This is a genomic window from Streptomyces sp. NPDC043867 (assembly GCF_056435845.1).
Window position 1 is genome coordinate 89,805 of sequence record NZ_JBWKDS010000003.1, and the last position, 15,353, is coordinate 105,157.

16 protein-coding genes and 1 pseudogene are annotated in these 15,353 nt (G+C 70.2%); 6 read left to right on the plus strand and 11 right to left on the minus strand.

What is annotated here, in order from left to right; all coding sequences use genetic code 11:
• Nucleotides 1-387 (plus strand): annotated as a pseudogene (locus AC069T_RS03925) (hypothetical protein); the annotation flags it as partial.
• Between the two features lie 169 nt (nucleotides 388-556).
• Complete coding sequence (locus tag AC069T_RS03930) at nucleotides 557-1,204, plus strand: class F sortase (RefSeq protein WP_478781192.1); 648 nt, start codon at nucleotides 557-559, stop codon at nucleotides 1,202-1,204.
• Between the two features lie 15 nt (nucleotides 1,205-1,219).
• Here the strand turns inward: AC069T_RS03930 and AC069T_RS03935 are convergent, their stop codons facing one another.
• The 4 genes from AC069T_RS03935 to AC069T_RS03950 all read right to left on the minus strand — a co-directional run bounded on the left by AC069T_RS03935 (nucleotide 1,220) and on the right by AC069T_RS03950 (nucleotide 6,721).
• Nucleotides 1,220-1,906 (minus strand): alpha/beta fold hydrolase, encoded by a 687-nt coding sequence (locus tag AC069T_RS03935; RefSeq protein ID WP_478781389.1) that lies wholly within the window; start codon nucleotides 1,904-1,906, stop codon nucleotides 1,220-1,222.
• Between the two features lie 195 nt (nucleotides 1,907-2,101).
• Nucleotides 2,102-3,748 carry a nickel/cobalt transporter gene (locus AC069T_RS03940; RefSeq protein WP_478781193.1) on the minus strand — a complete coding sequence of 549 codons (1,647 nt, stop codon included), beginning with the start codon at nucleotides 3,746-3,748 and terminating at the stop codon, nucleotides 2,102-2,104.
• Nucleotides 3,745-5,076 (minus strand): tetratricopeptide repeat protein, encoded by a 1,332-nt coding sequence (locus AC069T_RS03945; RefSeq protein ID WP_478781194.1) that lies wholly within the window; start codon nucleotides 5,074-5,076, stop codon nucleotides 3,745-3,747. The genes AC069T_RS03940 and AC069T_RS03945 overlap by 4 nt, the downstream gene beginning before the upstream one ends.
• Before the next feature lie 82 nt (nucleotides 5,077-5,158).
• A complete protein-coding gene (locus tag AC069T_RS03950; protein ID WP_478781195.1) occupies nucleotides 5,159-6,721 on the minus strand; it encodes a DUF4331 domain-containing protein in 1,563 nt (520 codons plus the stop codon).
• Nucleotides 6,722-7,643: 922 nt separating this feature from the next.
• Between AC069T_RS03950 and AC069T_RS03955 the strand changes: the two genes are divergently transcribed.
• Nucleotides 7,644-8,033: a hypothetical protein gene (locus tag AC069T_RS03955; RefSeq protein ID WP_478781196.1), complete on the plus strand. Its 390-nt coding sequence runs from the start codon at nucleotides 7,644-7,646 to the stop codon at nucleotides 8,031-8,033.
• A 207-nt stretch (nucleotides 8,034-8,240) separates the two neighbouring features.
• Here the strand turns inward: AC069T_RS03955 and AC069T_RS03960 are convergent, their stop codons facing one another.
• The gene (locus AC069T_RS03960; protein WP_478781401.1) at nucleotides 8,241-8,594 is read right to left on the minus strand and encodes a hypothetical protein; all 354 of its coding nucleotides are present in this window, start codon (nucleotides 8,592-8,594) and stop codon (nucleotides 8,241-8,243) included.
• On the opposite strand from AC069T_RS03960, the gene AC069T_RS03965 reads away from it, so the two are divergent.
• Both AC069T_RS03965 and AC069T_RS03970 read left to right on the plus strand, forming a co-directional pair.
• A complete protein-coding gene (locus tag AC069T_RS03965) occupies nucleotides 8,556-8,978 on the plus strand; it encodes a glycoside hydrolase family 3 C-terminal domain-containing protein (protein ID WP_478781197.1) in 423 nt (140 codons plus the stop codon). The two genes, AC069T_RS03960 and AC069T_RS03965, sit on opposite strands and share 39 nt — an antisense overlap.
• Complete coding sequence (locus tag AC069T_RS03970; protein ID WP_478781198.1) at nucleotides 8,975-9,148, plus strand: fibronectin type III-like domain-contianing protein; 174 nt, start codon at nucleotides 8,975-8,977, stop codon at nucleotides 9,146-9,148. Before AC069T_RS03965 ends, AC069T_RS03970 begins: the two co-directional genes overlap by 4 nt.
• A 115-nt stretch (nucleotides 9,149-9,263) precedes the next feature.
• Here AC069T_RS03970 and AC069T_RS03975 read toward each other — a convergent pair whose 3' ends face one another.
• The 3 genes from AC069T_RS03975 to AC069T_RS03985 all read right to left on the minus strand — a co-directional run bounded on the left by AC069T_RS03975 (nucleotide 9,264) and on the right by AC069T_RS03985 (nucleotide 11,000).
• Entirely contained in the window at nucleotides 9,264-9,581 is a 318-nt protein-coding gene (locus AC069T_RS03975; RefSeq protein ID WP_478781199.1) for a LuxR C-terminal-related transcriptional regulator, read from the minus strand.
• A gap of 400 nt (nucleotides 9,582-9,981) precedes the next feature.
• A complete protein-coding gene (locus AC069T_RS03980) occupies nucleotides 9,982-10,305 on the minus strand; it encodes an AzlD domain-containing protein (protein WP_358850557.1) in 324 nt (107 codons plus the stop codon).
• Nucleotides 10,302-11,000 carry an AzlC family ABC transporter permease gene (locus AC069T_RS03985; protein WP_478781200.1) on the minus strand — a complete coding sequence of 233 codons (699 nt, stop codon included), beginning with the start codon at nucleotides 10,998-11,000 and terminating at the stop codon, nucleotides 10,302-10,304. Before AC069T_RS03985 ends, AC069T_RS03980 begins: the two co-directional genes overlap by 4 nt.
• Nucleotides 11,001-11,069: 69 nt before the next feature.
• On the opposite strand from AC069T_RS03985, the gene AC069T_RS03990 reads away from it, so the two are divergent.
• Nucleotides 11,070-11,642 carry a helix-turn-helix domain-containing protein gene (locus AC069T_RS03990; protein ID WP_478781201.1) on the plus strand — a complete coding sequence of 191 codons (573 nt, stop codon included), beginning with the start codon at nucleotides 11,070-11,072 and terminating at the stop codon, nucleotides 11,640-11,642.
• 51 nt (nucleotides 11,643-11,693) lie between these two features.
• On the opposite strand, the gene fabG is transcribed toward AC069T_RS03990, so the two are convergent.
• From fabG to AC069T_RS04005, 3 genes are all read right to left on the minus strand, one after another.
• Nucleotides 11,694-12,413: a 3-oxoacyl-ACP reductase FabG gene (gene fabG, locus AC069T_RS03995; protein WP_478781202.1), complete on the minus strand. Its 720-nt coding sequence runs from the start codon at nucleotides 12,411-12,413 to the stop codon at nucleotides 11,694-11,696.
• A gap of 63 nt (nucleotides 12,414-12,476) precedes the next feature.
• Nucleotides 12,477-13,559 carry a branched-chain amino acid aminotransferase gene (locus AC069T_RS04000; protein ID WP_478781203.1) on the minus strand — a complete coding sequence of 361 codons (1,083 nt, stop codon included), beginning with the start codon at nucleotides 13,557-13,559 and terminating at the stop codon, nucleotides 12,477-12,479.
• Between the two features lie 31 nt (nucleotides 13,560-13,590).
• The gene (locus AC069T_RS04005) at nucleotides 13,591-15,189 is read right to left on the minus strand and encodes an acyl-CoA carboxylase subunit beta (protein ID WP_478781204.1); all 1,599 of its coding nucleotides are present in this window, start codon (nucleotides 15,187-15,189) and stop codon (nucleotides 13,591-13,593) included.
• Nucleotides 15,190-15,353: the final 164 nt, after the last annotated feature.

Below are 15,353 nucleotides of genomic sequence, written 5' to 3' on the forward strand. Positions count from 1 at the left end.
GGCCTGCTGGCTGCTGTCGGTGGTGACGACTGGGAGAAGAAGGACCACGAGGACAAGTACGACAGCGACGAGCACGACAAGGACAAGTACAACAAGGACGAGCACGACAAGCCCAAGGGCGGCATGCACACCGGCGGGGGCCTGCTGGCTGCTGTCGGTGGTGACGACTGGGAGAAGAAGGACCACGAGGACAAGTACGACAGCGACGAGCACGACAAGGACAAGTACAACAACGACGAGCACGACAAGCCCAAGGGCGGCATGCACACCGGCGGCGGCGCTCTGGCCTCTTCCGGCTCGACTACGGCCGGGGGCCTGGCGCTCGTGGGCGGCCTCGGGGCCGGCGCCTACATGCTGCGGCGCCGCAGCATGCGTGGCAACAGCTGACCCCATCGGCTGACGTGTCACAGTGTGCGGCTGCGGCTGTCTTCTCGGAGAAACCGCAGCCGCCCGCTGCCCGGAGGCCGAACTTGTGTGTGCTCAGAATTCGCAGACCGAGGTGCGCTACGCCATGAAGTCTTTGACACCTGTCCCGGGGCCCTCGTGGCGGGCCCGTATGCCGCGCCACCTCCTCCCGATCGTGCTCACGCTGTTGGCTCTGGCTCTGGTCACGCACGGCGGGACCAGCCCGACAGACACGCCTCCTCTGCCCGCCCCAGCGCATGTGGTGAGCCAACACGCGACACCCGCACCCAAGGCCGGTACCCGGGTCGGGGCGGCGAGGCCGTCGTTGCCCCGGTCGGCGCCCACGCGGCTGCTCATCCCCAGCATCGGTGTGGATGCACCCTTCACCGATCTGGCCATCGGCTCCTCGGGACAGCTGAACCCCCCGCCGGCCGAGGCTACGAACCTGGTCGGCTGGTTCGCCGCCGGCCCCTCCCCGGGAGAGCTCGGCACTGCCGTCGTCGCCGGCCACCTCGACACCAAGACCATGCCCGCAGTCTTCGCCTCCCTCAGCACACTGCTCCCGGGCAGCGGCGTCAACATCCTCCGCAAAGACGGAGCCATCGCGTCGTTCGTCGTCGACACCGTCGACAACTTCCCCCAGGACAAGTTCCCCAACGACCTCGTCTACGCCGACACCCCCGACGCCCAGCTCCGTCTGATCACCTGCGGCGGCAGCTACGACCATGACAAGAAGCGGTACAACGAGAACACCGTGGTCTTCGCCCACCTCAAGACCCCCGCCACCAGGAAGGAGTGAGTGGGAGAGGGTCGATCACAGCACACCTGATCCGACCTCCAGAAAGGCGGTCCCGAGCGATTCGGGGGTAGGCCTGCTTGACCCTGGAAGCAGCAGGCTGGAAACGATCGTGCTCGTGGCGCGGTGCCAGCTCCTGCTGCGACGGAGCATGGCGTGGTCACCGCCCTGCACGAGCAGGACGTGGGTGCGAGCTCCTGCCGCGCCGGCCCGGCGGGCGAAAGAGATCGATGCGCGAGGGTCGGTGACGCGGTCGCGGTCTCCGTGGAGTACGACGAGATCCTTGTCCCGCAGGTGAGTCGCCGGCTCGCCGTCGGGGCACCACGGGGCCAGCGCCACGACGGCGCGCACCTGCGGCAGGGCTGCGGCGCGCAGGGCCGCGCGACCGCCCATCGAGTGGCCGACGAGGACGACCGGGACGTCTCCGGCGAGGCGAACGAGTTGGGACAGTGCTGCTTGCGTGTCCAGCAACGGGTCGGCGTCGGCGCCGTTCCAGCCTCGCAGGCGGTAGCGCACCCTGCCCAGGAAGACACGGTTGTCGGGTATCAAAGCACCGACTGCTCGTACAAAGGGCTTCATCCGAACTGCTGCAAGGTGCCATGGACGTGACAGGGCACGGCTGTCAGCTCTGCCGCCGTGCAGGAACAGCACGGCGGCACGAGCCGAGTCCGGCGCGCGGAGGGTCACCAGCGCTCTGGCCGGCATGCTCGCTGCGGCAAGGGCGGGGGAGGCAGGTGCCCACGCGTGCCCTCTCATCCATGCTCCTCACCGTGCCTGCAATTCTCGCCGAAGGGATCGGCCCTTCACCGGTCATCCGTGGCCGGCGGCCCGGCGGCTTGGTCGCGTCGCAGGAATCCTTCACTGCTCTGATGCACGCCGTTCCGACGTTCGTCGAGTGGTTCAGGCAGACATGGAGGCTGCTCGCAGGATGAGGCCGAGGCCGACGGTCACGACCAGGAGCGCTGTCGCCGAGGGGGCGAGACGAGTGAGCATGCGGACGGCACGGTAGCGGCTGCCGGACGGGGACTGCAGCCGGGCTTCGATGCGTTCTTGCAGGCGCACGAGGAGGAGGCCGACAAGGGTGAGGGTCGCTGCCATGCCCAGGCCGTAGGCGAAGACCAGAAGCACGCCGAAGGCGGTCCGGCCCAGGGCGACCGCGCCGAGGAGGACGACGAGGGCGGACGGGCTGGGGACGAGGCCGCCGGCAATGCCCATTCCGACGAGACCACCCCGTCCGGTGGGGCGCGGCCGGACGGGGTGGTGGTGGGCCGGACCGGTAGCCGTGGCGTCCTCCGGTTTTACAAGCGTGGCCACGCCGGCACCCGTGGGCTGTAGCTCGCGGCGCCCGGAGCGCTGTTCGTCGCGGCGGCGGGTGTGGGCTGTGCGGCCGTGCTGGTGGTCGTGGGATTGGTGATCACGGTGATGGGTGTGGCGGTGATGGTGGTGGCCAGTGCCGTCGCCGTGATGGTGGTGATGTCCGTGATGGGGTTTGTTGCGTAGGGCGCAGGTGAGGAGCCACAGACCGATGCCGGTGACGATCAGGCCGCTTGCCGCGCCGAGCCAGGTCAGGACCGCCTCGCCGGCCAGGTGGGTGGCGGTGGGGAGCGCGAGTCCCAGAATGAGCACACCTGCGGTGTGGGTCAGGGTGACGGTGGCGCCGACGGTGACCGCGTCGCGTCGTGTGCCGCGGCGGCCGGCGAGGTAGGACGCCATGATCGTCTTGCCGTGTCCCGGGAGCACAGCGTGCGAGGCTCCGAGGACCAGGGCCAGCAGAAGAGTCAGCAGCCCGATGGGGACGGTGAGTTCACGGGAGCCGAGCAGCGAGTTGAAGACGGACGAGGTCTTCCCGAGGACCCGGCTGAACCAGCCGGGTCCCGGCAGGGCACTGCTGCTGGGGCCTGCCACGGTGCTGGCGCCGGGCATGGTGTGCAGGTGGGCGGTGCGCTGGTTGAGCGGGTCGGCCGCCGGGTCGCGGGGATAGTGGCGCAGTTCGTCGGTGACGGAGACAGCGGCGAGGCCGGTGCCGGTGGCCCGGACGTCATGGCCCTGAACGGTCATTTCGCGCCAGCCGATGCGCTCGGTGTTGTAGCTCGTGCGGATATCGATGTCCGCGGGGCGGGTCAGGTCGGCAGCCGCCGTGTAGGCGCAGGTGAGGCGGCTGGTCTTGAGGCCCGCCTCACCGCGCTCGTACGTCAGCCCTGACGAGACCGCTCCCCAGGCGACGGGGGTTCCCCGTACGGTGGTGTGAAGTCGGCGGCCGAGAGTTGTGCAGCCGGCCCTGGCATACGTGCGCGCCTCATCGGGGGATACGACTCCGTCGTGATCGTCATCGACGTCGGCTCGCTCCTGGAGAGTCGCAATCTCCGCACGATCGACGACCACCTTGGTGTCGAGACGATCGGGATGAAGGCTCAACCCGGTGTGGTAGTTGACGGTGAAGTTGCCCAGAGGGTGTGCGGGAGCCGCGTTTGCCGGGGCGAGACCACCGGTGGTGGCCAGGGCGATGGAGGTTGCTGTGAGCGCGGCGCGCTGCAGAGTGTGGCTCATGGGGTTTCGTCGATCCGCTGGAGCAGGGCACGTGCCGTGGCCGCGTGCAGGGGATGGAAGTGCCGCTCGGTGCGCAACGCCGCTTCGAGGTCTGCGCGCGCTGCGGCGTCGTCGCCGAGGGTGTGCTGGATGGCCGCACGGTGATACAGGAAGAGCGCGCTGCGCGTGCCGAGGGCGAGAGCCTGATCGGCTTGCCCGAGCGCCTCACCGTCGCGGCCTGCCTGGTGCAGTGCCCAGGCACACGCGTCGTGTACGGCGACGAACTGCCGAGTCTTCAGGGCTTCCTGGGCCATTGACACCGCGCGTGAGGGGCTGCCGTGGTCGGCCTCGAAGAGGATCGCGTCCGTGTCGGCGGGGATGTGGCCGGCCCGGCGGATGGCCTCCTGTCCGCGCAGGACGGTGAACTGGTCCTCGGCCTGTTCTGTGTGGCCCAGTGACTGCTCGAGTTCGCCCAGGCCGAGGAGGTAGTGGGGGAGGGGGGCGATGGCGATTGCGGCCTGATAGTCGGCGATGGCCTGCCGCGTTCTCCCCAGGGCTGCCTGGGCTCGCGCACGGGCTTCGAGGAGGGCGGAGTCGCCCGGTGCGTTCCGTAGTCCTGTCTCGGCTTCGTGCAGTGCCCGGCGGGTATCGCCGGTCTGCAGGGCGAGCGTGGACAGGACCGTGTGGGCGAAGGACCGTTCACCGGTGGTCGACGCGGCGTCCAGTGAACGCCGCATGAGAGCGATTGCCTGGCGGGTCCTGCCGCGCAGCTCGAAGGTGTACGAGGCACGGGCCAGGGCGGGGGCGTCCGGGCGCAGGTCGTTCATGCGCTGCACCGCCCGGTAGGAGGCGGGGTACTGGCCGAGCTGGGTGTAGGCGTCGGCGAGAACCCCGCAGGCGACGGAGTTGTACGGGTCCCCTGTGGTCGCTTGCCGGGCCCAGCGGAGTGCGACGGGGAAGTCGTGGCGTGCTGCTGCGAGAGCTCCCAGGCCGATCTGCGCGTCGGTGTTGTCGTCGTGCTGCACGGCCAGCGACGTCCGCAGAGCCTTCCCGGCGCGTTCGTATGTCGCCGGATCGGCGGTGACGCGGGCCTGCTGGACATAGGCCATGCCCAGGGCCGCCCATGCGCCGGCGTCCTTCGGCACCTGGTGCACGCGGGCCTGCAGCGCCGCCAGCGTGCCTCTGGCCGGTGCTGGGCGTGAGGCGGGTTCTGCTGTGGTGTTCGCGTCCGGAGCCAGACCGATGGCGCCGATGGTGAAAAGGGCCGTGCCGAGTGTCAGAGCGACGACGGCACTGCGCACCCGGCTGCCGGACCGCGACGAGCCGGGTGTGGAGGTGTGGTTGTGCATGCGGACTCCCCTGCTGACGAGCCGGTGCCCGGCCCGCGGTGGCAGGCCGGGCACCGGCGACATGCCTCGTTGACCGGAGACGTCAGCTGGCTTTGTTCCGGCGGCGCAGTCGCCAGCCGCCGACGCCCATCATCAGGGAGCCCAGGACGCCGATCCCGGCCGCGCCGGGGGTCTTCAGCGACGACTGCCGTGCCTGGTTTCCACCAGGCCGGCTGTTCACGGACTTGGTGTGGGGCAGCGCCAGGTAGGGGAACGAGGCGCCGAAGGGCACTTCGTTGGCGTTGACCTTGTCGCCGTCGGCGAGCGCGGGGACGAGCTTGCCGGTCTGGGCCGCGCCCTCGACGGCCTGGAGGGAGATGTCGATGACGTCATCGGTGAGGCGGCGGCCGTTGGGGAACCCGGCCAGGTCACCTGCGAGGACGCCGTACCGCTTGGGGTTGGCGGTGGCAGGCACGGCCATGTTCAGGCGCAGTTCCTCGGCGGGCACGATCCGCCTCGGGCTCGCGTCCTTGTTCAGCCGGTGGGCGTTGAGGTCGGCCTTGATGGGGCCGCATGCCTTGCAGATGCCGGTCAGGTAGATCTCGGCGAGGTCGTTGCGGGGGGTGGCGGGCGCCGGGATGCCGTAGACCTTCTGGATCAGTTTGGGCAGGATCGGGTCGTAGACCTTGTCCACCACCGGCTTGACGGTGCGGTCCTGGTCAGGGTTGAGGGTGTTGAACGCGTCCTTGTACTTCAGCGGGACGACGACCTCGTTGACCAGCGGGTTGCCCAGACGGGATACCTGGCGCCACTCGTCGTGCCGATCACGCGAGTCGGAGATCTGTACTCCCTCGCGGTCGGTCGTGGACCAGACGCCGATGACCGGGTTGCGGGAGCTGTTGCCCTTGAGGGCAAGTTCCTTCTTCGGGATCTGCAGGGCGACGGAGTTGACGTTGTACCCCGCCAGGGTGTCCTGTCCGCGCTCGGACAGGTTGCCGCCGTAGAGCAGGTCGAAGACCCGCAGATCCGCGAAGAACGGGTCGTCGGCCTGCCCCGCGAACGTCTTGCCTCCGCCTGCGAGAGGGCGGACAGCCTGGTTCCGCAGCGCGCGGTAGTTCGGCATGGAGGCCGGACCCACACGCGACGGCGCCACCGGCACGCCGGACTTGAGGACCTTGCTCCTGCCGTTCTTGGTGAGGACCAGGTCGTAGACCTGGCGGAAGTTCAGGTCCGGGTCGGTCAGCGATGTGACCTGGCCGGTGTTGTAGAGGAACTGGTTGGCCGCGTCACGGATCTGGTTGCGGAAACGCCAGGTGTAGGTGACGTCCGCGTTCCCGTCACCGTCGTTGTCGATCTTGATGTTGTAGCGGGCGTCGTCCGCGAAGGCGTAGAAGTTCGGACCGCCGTTGGGCTCTTCGAACGGGATCCAGTTCGCGACGAAAGTGACACTGTCGGACTTGTCGCGGCTGGTGAACGCGTAGACGTCCGTGTTGTCCGCCCTCGGGTCGCCGGCGATGAGCGGCGCCTCACGGTGGCTGGACGCCTCGCTGACGCCGGGGGCCAGACTCAGGACGCTCACCGCGGTCGCCAGAGTGCCGGTGCCGAGCACGAGCAGGGAATGGTCCAGGACACGTCGCGAACGGGGCCTGGCGGTCGTTGCCTTCACAGGGTTCCTTCCAGCTGCAAGCTCCACCCGACATCTTGCGGACAGGTCGGATGGAAGCGTGAGGGGGGGTGGTATTGACGGTCGGCACCGCGGCGAGCGAACTCGCACTGTTCCAGACGGCAGGAAAGGCAACGGGGACTGCCGGCCAGAAACACACCACCACGCATCGCTGCGCAAGCGGCAGGAAAGCATACTGAGCGGCCCAGCGGTGCACACTGCTCTCCCTGAGACCGCGTCACATGGAGTCGCCTGACTGGGAATGCACAGGTGGAGGCCCTGATTGCGGGCGGGGAGCCCCCAGGTTCCCGATGCCGACACGGCGAGGTCCGCTAGGCCATATGAGGAAGCGGACCGTTATTGCAATCGATGCGCAACTGGATGACGAGGGGGGCCGGTTGCCCTCACCACTTCGCGTCCGATGCGTGAGAAGGCTGGCCTGGACGCGGCGGAAGACTCGCGACCACGGGATGGGCCGTGGGGGCGCTGCGGGTGGCGGTACCGAAGCCGCCACCCGCGCGAGCCCCCGTGATTGCAGCCTGTCCGAGGTGACGTGCAACGCCACCTGTGACCGGGCCACGGGGACCGTCCAGTCCGCGCCGCCCCGTCAGCGGCAGTGGACTGGAGATCTCGGGTCTGCACCGGAGATGCCGACGTACGGCGTGCGAAGTCCGGGCACGCCAAGAGCCTTTGGCGGGCCCTCGGTGATAAGTCCGTCACGGCACGCACGACGGCTTGGCGGGAAGACGTTGATTCGCTCGATCGGATGGCACTCGCCCGTTGCCTGTGGGCCTGAAGAACGTCCTGGACGCTCTCGACGCCGCAACCACGGTTACGCGGAACGGCGGAAGCGGCACGCTCGCCCGCTGTCGCGAAGGCCGTGCATGCCTGGACCTGGCCTGACCTGAGGTCGGCGGCGGAACACATGACCGCGGAGGCGTGTTCAGCTCGGTGGTACCGGCTCGACCACGCTGGCTCTCTCTGCCTTCAGATCGCGATCCTGAACCTCGCCAACGCCGGTCCCCGGATCATCGCTCCGTTCATGGCCTCGCTGGTCGTCGCCGCTTTCGGCGGCTACACCGCACTCTTCGTCACCGGCGCCGTGATCACGATCCTGGGCGCCCCCGCCGTCGCCCCGATGCAGCGTCCGCTGACACCGCCGACGCCCCGCGACCTGTCCCGCACCCCCTTCTCAGGAAAAGCCATGCCCCGCGCTCTGCGCAACGAGGGTCATCCGTACCAGGACCCCTCCCGCCCTGTCGACGAGCGCGTCGCCGACCTCTTCGCCCGGATGACCGTGGAGGGCAAGGCCTGATGAGCCACTTCCCGGTCGCCCCGGAACGTCCGCGGCTGTATGCCGAGGGCTTCGACGCGGCCGTTGCGGCGCACTACGGGGACGTGGTCTTCGACCCGGCTGAAGCGGACCTCGCCGTACTACGGCTGCACGCGCCGTACGAGCAGCGGGACAACCGCTTCGAGTCACTGTTCCAATCCGGTCGGCCGGACTTCACCGAGGAGGAGCTCAAGCGGTCCTGCGGCTGCTCGACACCGTGCCGACCATCGTGTTCCTCAACCTCGAACGCCCCGCCGTCGTCCCTGAGATCGCCGAACACGCCGCCGCCCTCATCGCGACTACGGGGCCGGCGACGCGGCGCTGCTGGACGTCGTCTTCGGCCGTGCCCGCGCCGAGGGACGACTGCCGTTCGAGATGCCCCGCTTCGATGACCGCGGTCGCCCGCTCCGCCCGGACGTACCGCACGACACCGCCGACCAGCTCTTCCCCTACGGACCCGGCCCGGACGTCTGACCGGCCGGCCCGCCCCACACCCGGCAACCGTTGGGCGGCGCAGCCTGCCCCGGTGCCGCCTGCGGTCATGCCCACCCACGTCCCCGCCCACCCGGCTCTCTCGCGGAAGCCGTCCGCGCGGCGGCGGACGCCGATGTCGCCGTCCTGTTCCTCGGGCTGCCTCCGTCGTACGAATCAAAGGGGTACGACCGCGCCCACATGGATCTGCCCGCCCACCAGATCGACCCGCTGCACGCCGTCGCCGACGCCAATCCCCGCACCGTCGTCGTGCTGTCCAACGGCTCTGTCGTCACCGTCGCCCCTGGCAGGACCGCGTCCCCGCCGTGCTCGAGGCGTGGCTGCTCGGGCAGGCGGGCGGCTCGCCATCGCGGACCTGCTGCTCGGCACCGTGACCACCGTGCGGGCCGACGGCGACGCCCCGCGGGTCGTCGCCGCCCCACCCCTCACCCGTGACCAGCATCGGAGACCGGGCCGGAGCCGAGACCGTCCAGTTGTACGTCACCGATCCCGAGGCATCTGTCCACCGTCCCGAACGGGAACTGCGCGCCTTCGCGCGGGTTTCCCTCGAACCGGGCCGGAGGCTTTCGCGGCGGTCGTGTCCGATCCGCACAGCGGCCCCATGATCCGCGCGATCCCCCTCGCCCGCCGGGTCCGCTTCCCCGGATTCCCCGTCGGCCACGATCAGGTGGCCGCGGCGGTGGCGAAGTACGCCGCGGTCTGACCTCGGGTCAGACCGGCTCAGGCTCCGCCGCCCCTGCTGAGGGTCTCGTAGGCGAAGGCGGCGATCCCCGCCTGTAACCGGGACTCCACGTCGAGCTTCGCCAGGATCTGCGCGACATGGGCCTTGGCGGTGCGCTCGGTGATGGCGAGCTGCGTCGAGATGGTCCGGTTCGACGCCCCCTTCGCCAGCAGGTGGAACACGTCCAGTTCGCGCTCGGAGAGCAGCGGGACCCGGCGCACCACCGTGTCCCAGGTGTGGTCGCGGTGCAGGACCGGGCGCTCCGTGGGTATGTGGGTCTTCCGGCCGGGGGAGCTGAGGGTGTCGGTGATGCGCATCGTGCTCGGGTACTCCTGCTTCAAGTACGGGGGTGGAGCGAGACGACGGCGGTCGGCCGGTCGCGGCTTGGCGGAATACGGAGAAAAGTCTCTCAGTTTACCCCCGGAAACCGGCAGCTTCTTTTGGCCGCTCTGTCGGCCGAATATCAGCCGACCCACCGGAAGATTGGGGAAGGCGAAATTCGGGATACGTTTATCGGAGCCATCGCGCGGGGTGAATCCCGGCGGGCAGCGTACTAGCGGCCGATATTGGCGGGCAATCCATACTTCACTATGTGAGATGCGGGGCCCGGGCGCGCCGCAAAGGTCTGCGAAAAGCCGTTTGTCGCGTTGTGTGTGCGGTACGAAACATTCCGGCTGTGCGGCCGCCTTCCGTCATTTTCCGGCCGTCGTTTTCCGGTCAGCGCATCCCGGCGAGCCGGAGCAGGGCGGCCGTGCCGGCGGCGGCGAGCACGACGAGGAGGAACGGGACCCTGCGCCAGGCGAGTACGCCGCCCACCGCCACGCCGATCGGGCGGGCCAGGCCCGCGAACCCGTGTCCGTCGGTGAGCGCGGCCGTGGCCGTAAGGGCCGCGAGCAGGACGACGGCGGAGGCCTCCAGCAGTTTCTCCGCCCGCTGGGGGAAGGTGATCCGGGCCCGCAGGGCCGGGCCGGCGAGCCGGAGCAGGAAGGTGCCCCCCGCGAGGGCCAGCATCGCGAGGAGCGCCGGGACGGTGTTCTTCATCGGTCGGCTCCTTGGTCGGCTTCCTTCGGCGCCGCGGTGACGGTGAAGAGCGGCAGGGCGGCCAGGGCGACCAGGACCGGCAGTCCGGCCGGCAGGAAGGCGGTGGACGCCAGCGCCAGGACCACGCCGGCCAGGGAGGTCCGCCGCAACTCGCGCTGCTTCAGGGCGGGCAGGATCAGCGCCAGGATCACCGCGGGGAACATGGCGTCCAGGCCCAGGGCGTCGGTGTCGGGGACGACGCTGCCCAGCAGGGCGCCCAGCGCGGCCCCGGCCGGCCAGCAGATCAGGATGCCGAGCCCGCAGGCCCAGTACGCGGCCCGTTTGCGCGGCAGTCCGTCCTGGGCGATGGCGAAGACGACCGTCTCGTCGTTCATCAGGTGCGTGCCGAGCAGCCCCTTCCAGCCGCGGCCGAGGACGTCGGGAACGGCCAGGCCGAACGGCACGTGCCGGGCGTTGACCAGGAGTCCGGCCAGCAGGGCGGCGACGGGGCTGCCGCCGGCGGCGATGATCCCGACGAACAGGAACTCGGAGGACGCGGCGAGGACGAGTGCGCCCATGAGGACCGGGAACCACCAGGCGAAGCCCGAGGTGACCGCGATGGCGCCGTACGACACACCGATGACGCCCACCGCGAGGCAGACGAGCGAGATGTCCCGCCATTGGGTACGGTCGAGGGTTCTCCATAACGAACGCATGGTGTTTATAATGAACGGCACAAAGGGTGTTCGTCAAGGCGAACAATTGACCATTGGAGCGAACGTCTCGTGTCCGAAGCCGACCTCCTGCTCAAGCCGCCCCTCGACGTGATCGCCGCCTCCCTGCGCGCGGAGCGCCTCCGGGCCGGGCTCTCCCTCACCGAGGTGTCCCGCCGCGCCGGGCTCGCCAAGTCCACGCTCTCCCAGCTCGAATCGGGCGCGGGCAACCCCAGCCTGGAGACCCTCTGGGCGCTGTGCGTCGTCCTGGAGATCCCCTTCTCCCGGCTGCTGGGCGCCACCTCCCGGCCCCCGGTCCAGGTGATCCGGGCGGGCCAGGGCCCGGCCGTGGTCTCGGCCGAGGCCCACTACCGGGCCACCCTGCTGGCCGCGTCCCCGCCCGGCGCCCGCCGGGACGTCTACCGCATCGCCGCCGAACCCGGCCCGCAGCGTTCGTCCGCACCGCACACGCCGGGCGTGGTGGAACACGTGGTGATCGGCACGGGCCGGGCGCTGGTCGGGACCGCGCAGGAACCGGTGGAACTCCTGCCGGGCGACTACATCAGCTACCCGGCCGACGTCCCGCACGTGTTCCAGGCGCTGGAGAGCGGCACCACCGCGGTACTGGTCTCCGAGCATCCCTGATCCGGACCCCGCCCCCGGGGCCGTACGGCGGGCTCAGTGCCCCATGCCGAGTCAGTGCCCCATGCCCAGGCCGCCGTCCACCGGGATGACGGCCCCGGTGATGTACCCGGCTTCCGCGGAGGCGAGGAAGCGCACGGTGGCGGCGATCTCCTGCGGCTCCGCGCTGCGCGCCAGCGGCACCCTGCCGAGGAACGCGGCGCGCTGTTTCTCGCTCAGCGCGCTGGTCATGTCCGTCTCCACGAAACCGGGCGCCACCAGATTGCAGGTGATCCCGCGCGAGCCCAGTTCGCGGGCGACCGAGCGGGCGAAGCCGACCAGAGCGGCCTTGGAGGCCGCGTAGTTGGCCTGCCCCGCCGCACCGAGCAGGCCCACCACGGAGGAGATCAGGACGATCCGGCCCCGGCGGGCCGCCACCATGTCGGCGGCGGCGTGCCTGACGATCCGGAACGCCCCCATCACGTTGGTGTCCAGGACCGCGGCGAAGTCCTCCTCGGTCATCCGCATGACCAACCGGTCCCGCGTGATGCCCGCGTTGGCCACGAGCACCTCGACCGGGCCGTGTGCCTCCTCGACCTCCCGGTAGGCCTTCTCGACCTGCGCGGAGTCGGTGACGTCGCACCGTACGGCGAGGCAGCCGAGCCGCAGCGCGGCCTCTGGCGGCTCGCCGGAGCGGCAGGTCAGCGCGACCTTGTCGCCCGCTTCGGCGAACGCGAGGGCAACGGCGAGGCCGATGCCCCGGTTTCCTCCGGTGACCAGGACGGAACGGCTCATCGGTTCAGCGCACCTTTGCTTCGGATCATCTCTGATGTGTCGGGAGGGGAGTCGGACCGCGGATCAGGCGATCTTGTGGACCCAGCCGAACGGGTCGGGCCGCTCGCCGGACTGGATCCCGGACAGCTCCGCACGCAGCCGGCCGGTGACCGGGCCGGCCTCGCCGCCGCCGATCGTCCAGCCGCCGTCCTTGCTCCTGACCTCGCCGACCGGGGTGATCATGGAGGAGGTGCCGCAGGAGAACACCTCGGTGAGCCGGCCCGACTCGGCGTCGGCCCGCCAGTCCGCCACGCTGATCCGCCCCTCCTCGGCCGTGTAGCCCAGTTCGCCGGCCAGCGCGAGGACGGAGTCCCGGGTGACGCCGGACAGCAGCGAGCCGGACAGCTCCGGGGTGACCAGCCGGTCGCCGTAGACGAAGAACATGTTGCTGGTCCCCATCTCCTCGACCTGGCGGTGCCCGGCGGAGTCCAGCCAGACCACCTGGTCGCAGCCCATCTCCCGGGCCTGCGCCTGGGCGACCAGGGTTCCGGCGTAGTTGCCGCCGCACTTGGCCTCGCCGGTGCCGCCGGGGGCGGCGCGGGTGTAGTCCTCGCAGAGCCAGACCGTCAGCGGCCTGGCCCCGGCCTTGAAGTACGCGGCGGCCGGGGAGGCGATCACCATGAAGCGGTAGGCGTTGGACGGGCCGTAGAAGCCGATCGTGCGCTGCGTGGCGATCATGAAGGGGCGCAGGTAGAGACTGTGGCCCGGCTGCTCGGGCACCCAGTCCCGGTCGGTGGTGACCAGGAGTTCCAGGGCCTCGACGAAGGTCGCCTCGGGCAGCGGGGGCATGGCCATGCGCGCGCAGGAGCGGTTGAGGCGGGCGGCGTTGGCGTACGGGCGGAAGGTGACCACCGATCCGTCGGGACGCCGGTAGGCCTTGAGACCCTCGAAGACCTCCTGGCCGTAGTGGAACACCTGGGCGGAGGGATCGAGGACGAGCGGTGCGTACGGCGTGATCCGGGCGTCGTACCAGCCGCGCTCCACGCCCCAGTCGATGCTGATCATGTGGTCGCTGAACACGTCGCCGAACGCGGGTGCCTCAAGCACCCGGGCGCGCTCCGCGTCGGCGAGCCGCTCGGCCGGCTCGGTGGTGAAGGTGATGGTCATGAGAACGCTCCGGGACGGTGGAAGTGGCCGGTCACAGGGGGGTGTTGGCGTGCTTGCGGGACGGCTGCTCGGAGTTCTTGGTCCGCAGCATCCAAAAGGCACGGATGAGCGTCGCACGGGTCCCGGCGGGGTCGATCACGTCATCGACGAGGCCGCGTTCGGCCGCGTAGTAGGGGTGCATCAGCTCGGCCCTGTAGTCCTTGACCATCGCGGCCCGGGTGGCCTGCGGATCGTCGGCCTCGGCGATCTGCCGCCGGAAGATGACATTGGCGGCGCCCTCGGCGCCCATCACGGCGATCTCGTTGGTGGGCCAGGCGTAGGAGAGGTCGCAGCCGATGGAGCGGGAGTCCATGACGATGTACGCGCCGCCGTAGGCCTTGCGCAGGATCACCTGCACCCGGGGGACCGTGGCCTCGCAGTAGGCGTACAGCAGTTTGGCGCCGTGCCGGATGACCCCGCCGTGCTCCTGGTCCACGCCGGGCAGGAAGCCGGGCACGTCGACCAGGGACAGCAGCGGAATGCTGAAGGCGTCGCACATCCGGACGAAGCGGGCCGCCTTCTCGCTCGCGCGGATGTCCAGGACACCGGCCAGGACGACGGGCTGGTTGGCGACGATGCCCACGACCTGCCCGCCGAGCCGGGCCAGCCCGCACAGGATGTTGGGCGCCCAGCGCTCGTGGACCTCCAGGAAGTCCCCGTGGTCGACGAGTTCCCCGATCACGTGACGCATGTCGTACGGGAGCTTGCCCTCGGCCGGCACGAGCGTCAGCAGGGCCTCGCCGCGCCGGTCTGCCGGGTCCGACTGCGGAGCGGCGGGCGGCAGTTCGGCGTTGCTGGAGGGGAGCAGCGAGATCAGGTAGCGGACTTCGGCCAGGCAGCTCGGTTCGTCGTCGTGGACGAAGTGGGCCACGCCGGACAGCTCCGCGTGCACGTCGGCGCCGCCGAGGCCGTCCTGGCTGACCTCTTCGCCGGTGACCGCCCTGACCACGTCCGGGCCCGTGATGAACATCTGGGAGGTGCCCCGGACCATGAACACGAAGTCGGTCAGGGCGGGGGAGTAGGCGGCGCCGCCCGCGCACGGGCCGAGCATCACCGAGATCTGCGGGATGACGCCCGAGGCCCGTACGTTGCGCTGGAAGATCCCGCCGTACCCGGCCAGCGCCGAGACGCCCTCCTGGATACGGGCGCCCGCGCCGTCGTTCAGGGACACCAGGGGCGCCCCGGCCGCGATGGCCATGTCCATGATCTTGTGGATCTTGCCGGCGTGAGCCTCGCCGAGCGCCCCGCCGAAGATCCGGAAGTCGTGCGCGTAGACGAAGACGGTGCGGCCCTCGACCGTGCCCCAGCCGGTGATCACGCCGTCCGTGTGCGGCCTGCGGTCCTCCATGCCGAAGCCGACCGAGCGGTGCCGTCGCAGCTGCTCGACCTCGTTGAACGAGCCGGGGTCCAGGAGCAGGTCGATCCGCTCCCGTGCGGTCAGCTTGCCCTTGGCGTGCTGGGCCGCGGTGGCCCGCTCGCCGGGCCCGCGCCGGGCCAGCTCCTTGATGGCGTGCAGCTCGGCCACCCGCCCGTGGGAGTCGGGGGCCGGGGCCGGCGTCTTCGCCGGGGCGGTCTTCTGCGGGGCGGGCATCTCTTGTCGTTCCCCTTCCGGAGCCGGTACGGCAATGTGCGGTGACGATCAGACCGCCGCTGACCCGCCGGCGGGCGGTGGGTGTCGCGGAGGGCGCCGGGGGGCTCCCTGCTCTGAAGCCTTTGGCGGACTCGCGAACCGCAGACAAGACAGGCACCCAATAC

Excerpts from the sequence above, each read along its gene's own strand:
- AC069T_RS03930 (WP_478781192.1), top strand. The coding sequence starts at position 557 with ATGCCGCGCCACCTCCTCCCGATCGTGCTCACGCTGTTGGCTCTGGCT.
- AC069T_RS03935 (WP_478781389.1), bottom strand. The coding sequence starts at position 1,906 with ATGCCGGCCAGAGCGCTGGTGACCCTCCGCGCGCCGGACTCGGCTCGT.
- AC069T_RS03940 (WP_478781193.1), bottom strand. The coding sequence starts at position 3,748 with ATGAGCCACACTCTGCAGCGCGCCGCGCTCACAGCAACCTCCATCGCC.
- AC069T_RS03945 (WP_478781194.1), bottom strand. The coding sequence starts at position 5,076 with ATGCACAACCACACCTCCACACCCGGCTCGTCGCGGTCCGGCAGCCGG.
- AC069T_RS03955 (WP_478781196.1), top strand. The coding sequence starts at position 7,644 with ATGACCGCGGAGGCGTGTTCAGCTCGGTGGTACCGGCTCGACCACGCT.
- AC069T_RS03960 (WP_478781401.1), bottom strand. The coding sequence starts at position 8,594 with ATGACCGCAGGCGGCACCGGGGCAGGCTGCGCCGCCCAACGGTTGCCG.
- AC069T_RS03975 (WP_478781199.1), bottom strand. The coding sequence starts at position 9,581 with ATGCGCATCACCGACACCCTCAGCTCCCCCGGCCGGAAGACCCACATA.
- AC069T_RS03980 (WP_358850557.1), bottom strand. The coding sequence starts at position 10,305 with ATGAAGAACACCGTCCCGGCGCTCCTCGCGATGCTGGCCCTCGCGGGG.
- AC069T_RS03985 (WP_478781200.1), bottom strand. The coding sequence starts at position 11,000 with ATGCGTTCGTTATGGAGAACCCTCGACCGTACCCAATGGCGGGACATC.
- fabG (WP_478781202.1), bottom strand. The coding sequence starts at position 12,413 with ATGAGCCGTTCCGTCCTGGTCACCGGAGGAAACCGGGGCATCGGCCTC.
- AC069T_RS04000 (WP_478781203.1), bottom strand. The coding sequence starts at position 13,559 with ATGACCATCACCTTCACCACCGAGCCGGCCGAGCGGCTCGCCGACGCG.
- AC069T_RS04005 (WP_478781204.1), bottom strand. The coding sequence starts at position 15,189 with ATGCCCGCCCCGCAGAAGACCGCCCCGGCGAAGACGCCGGCCCCGGCC.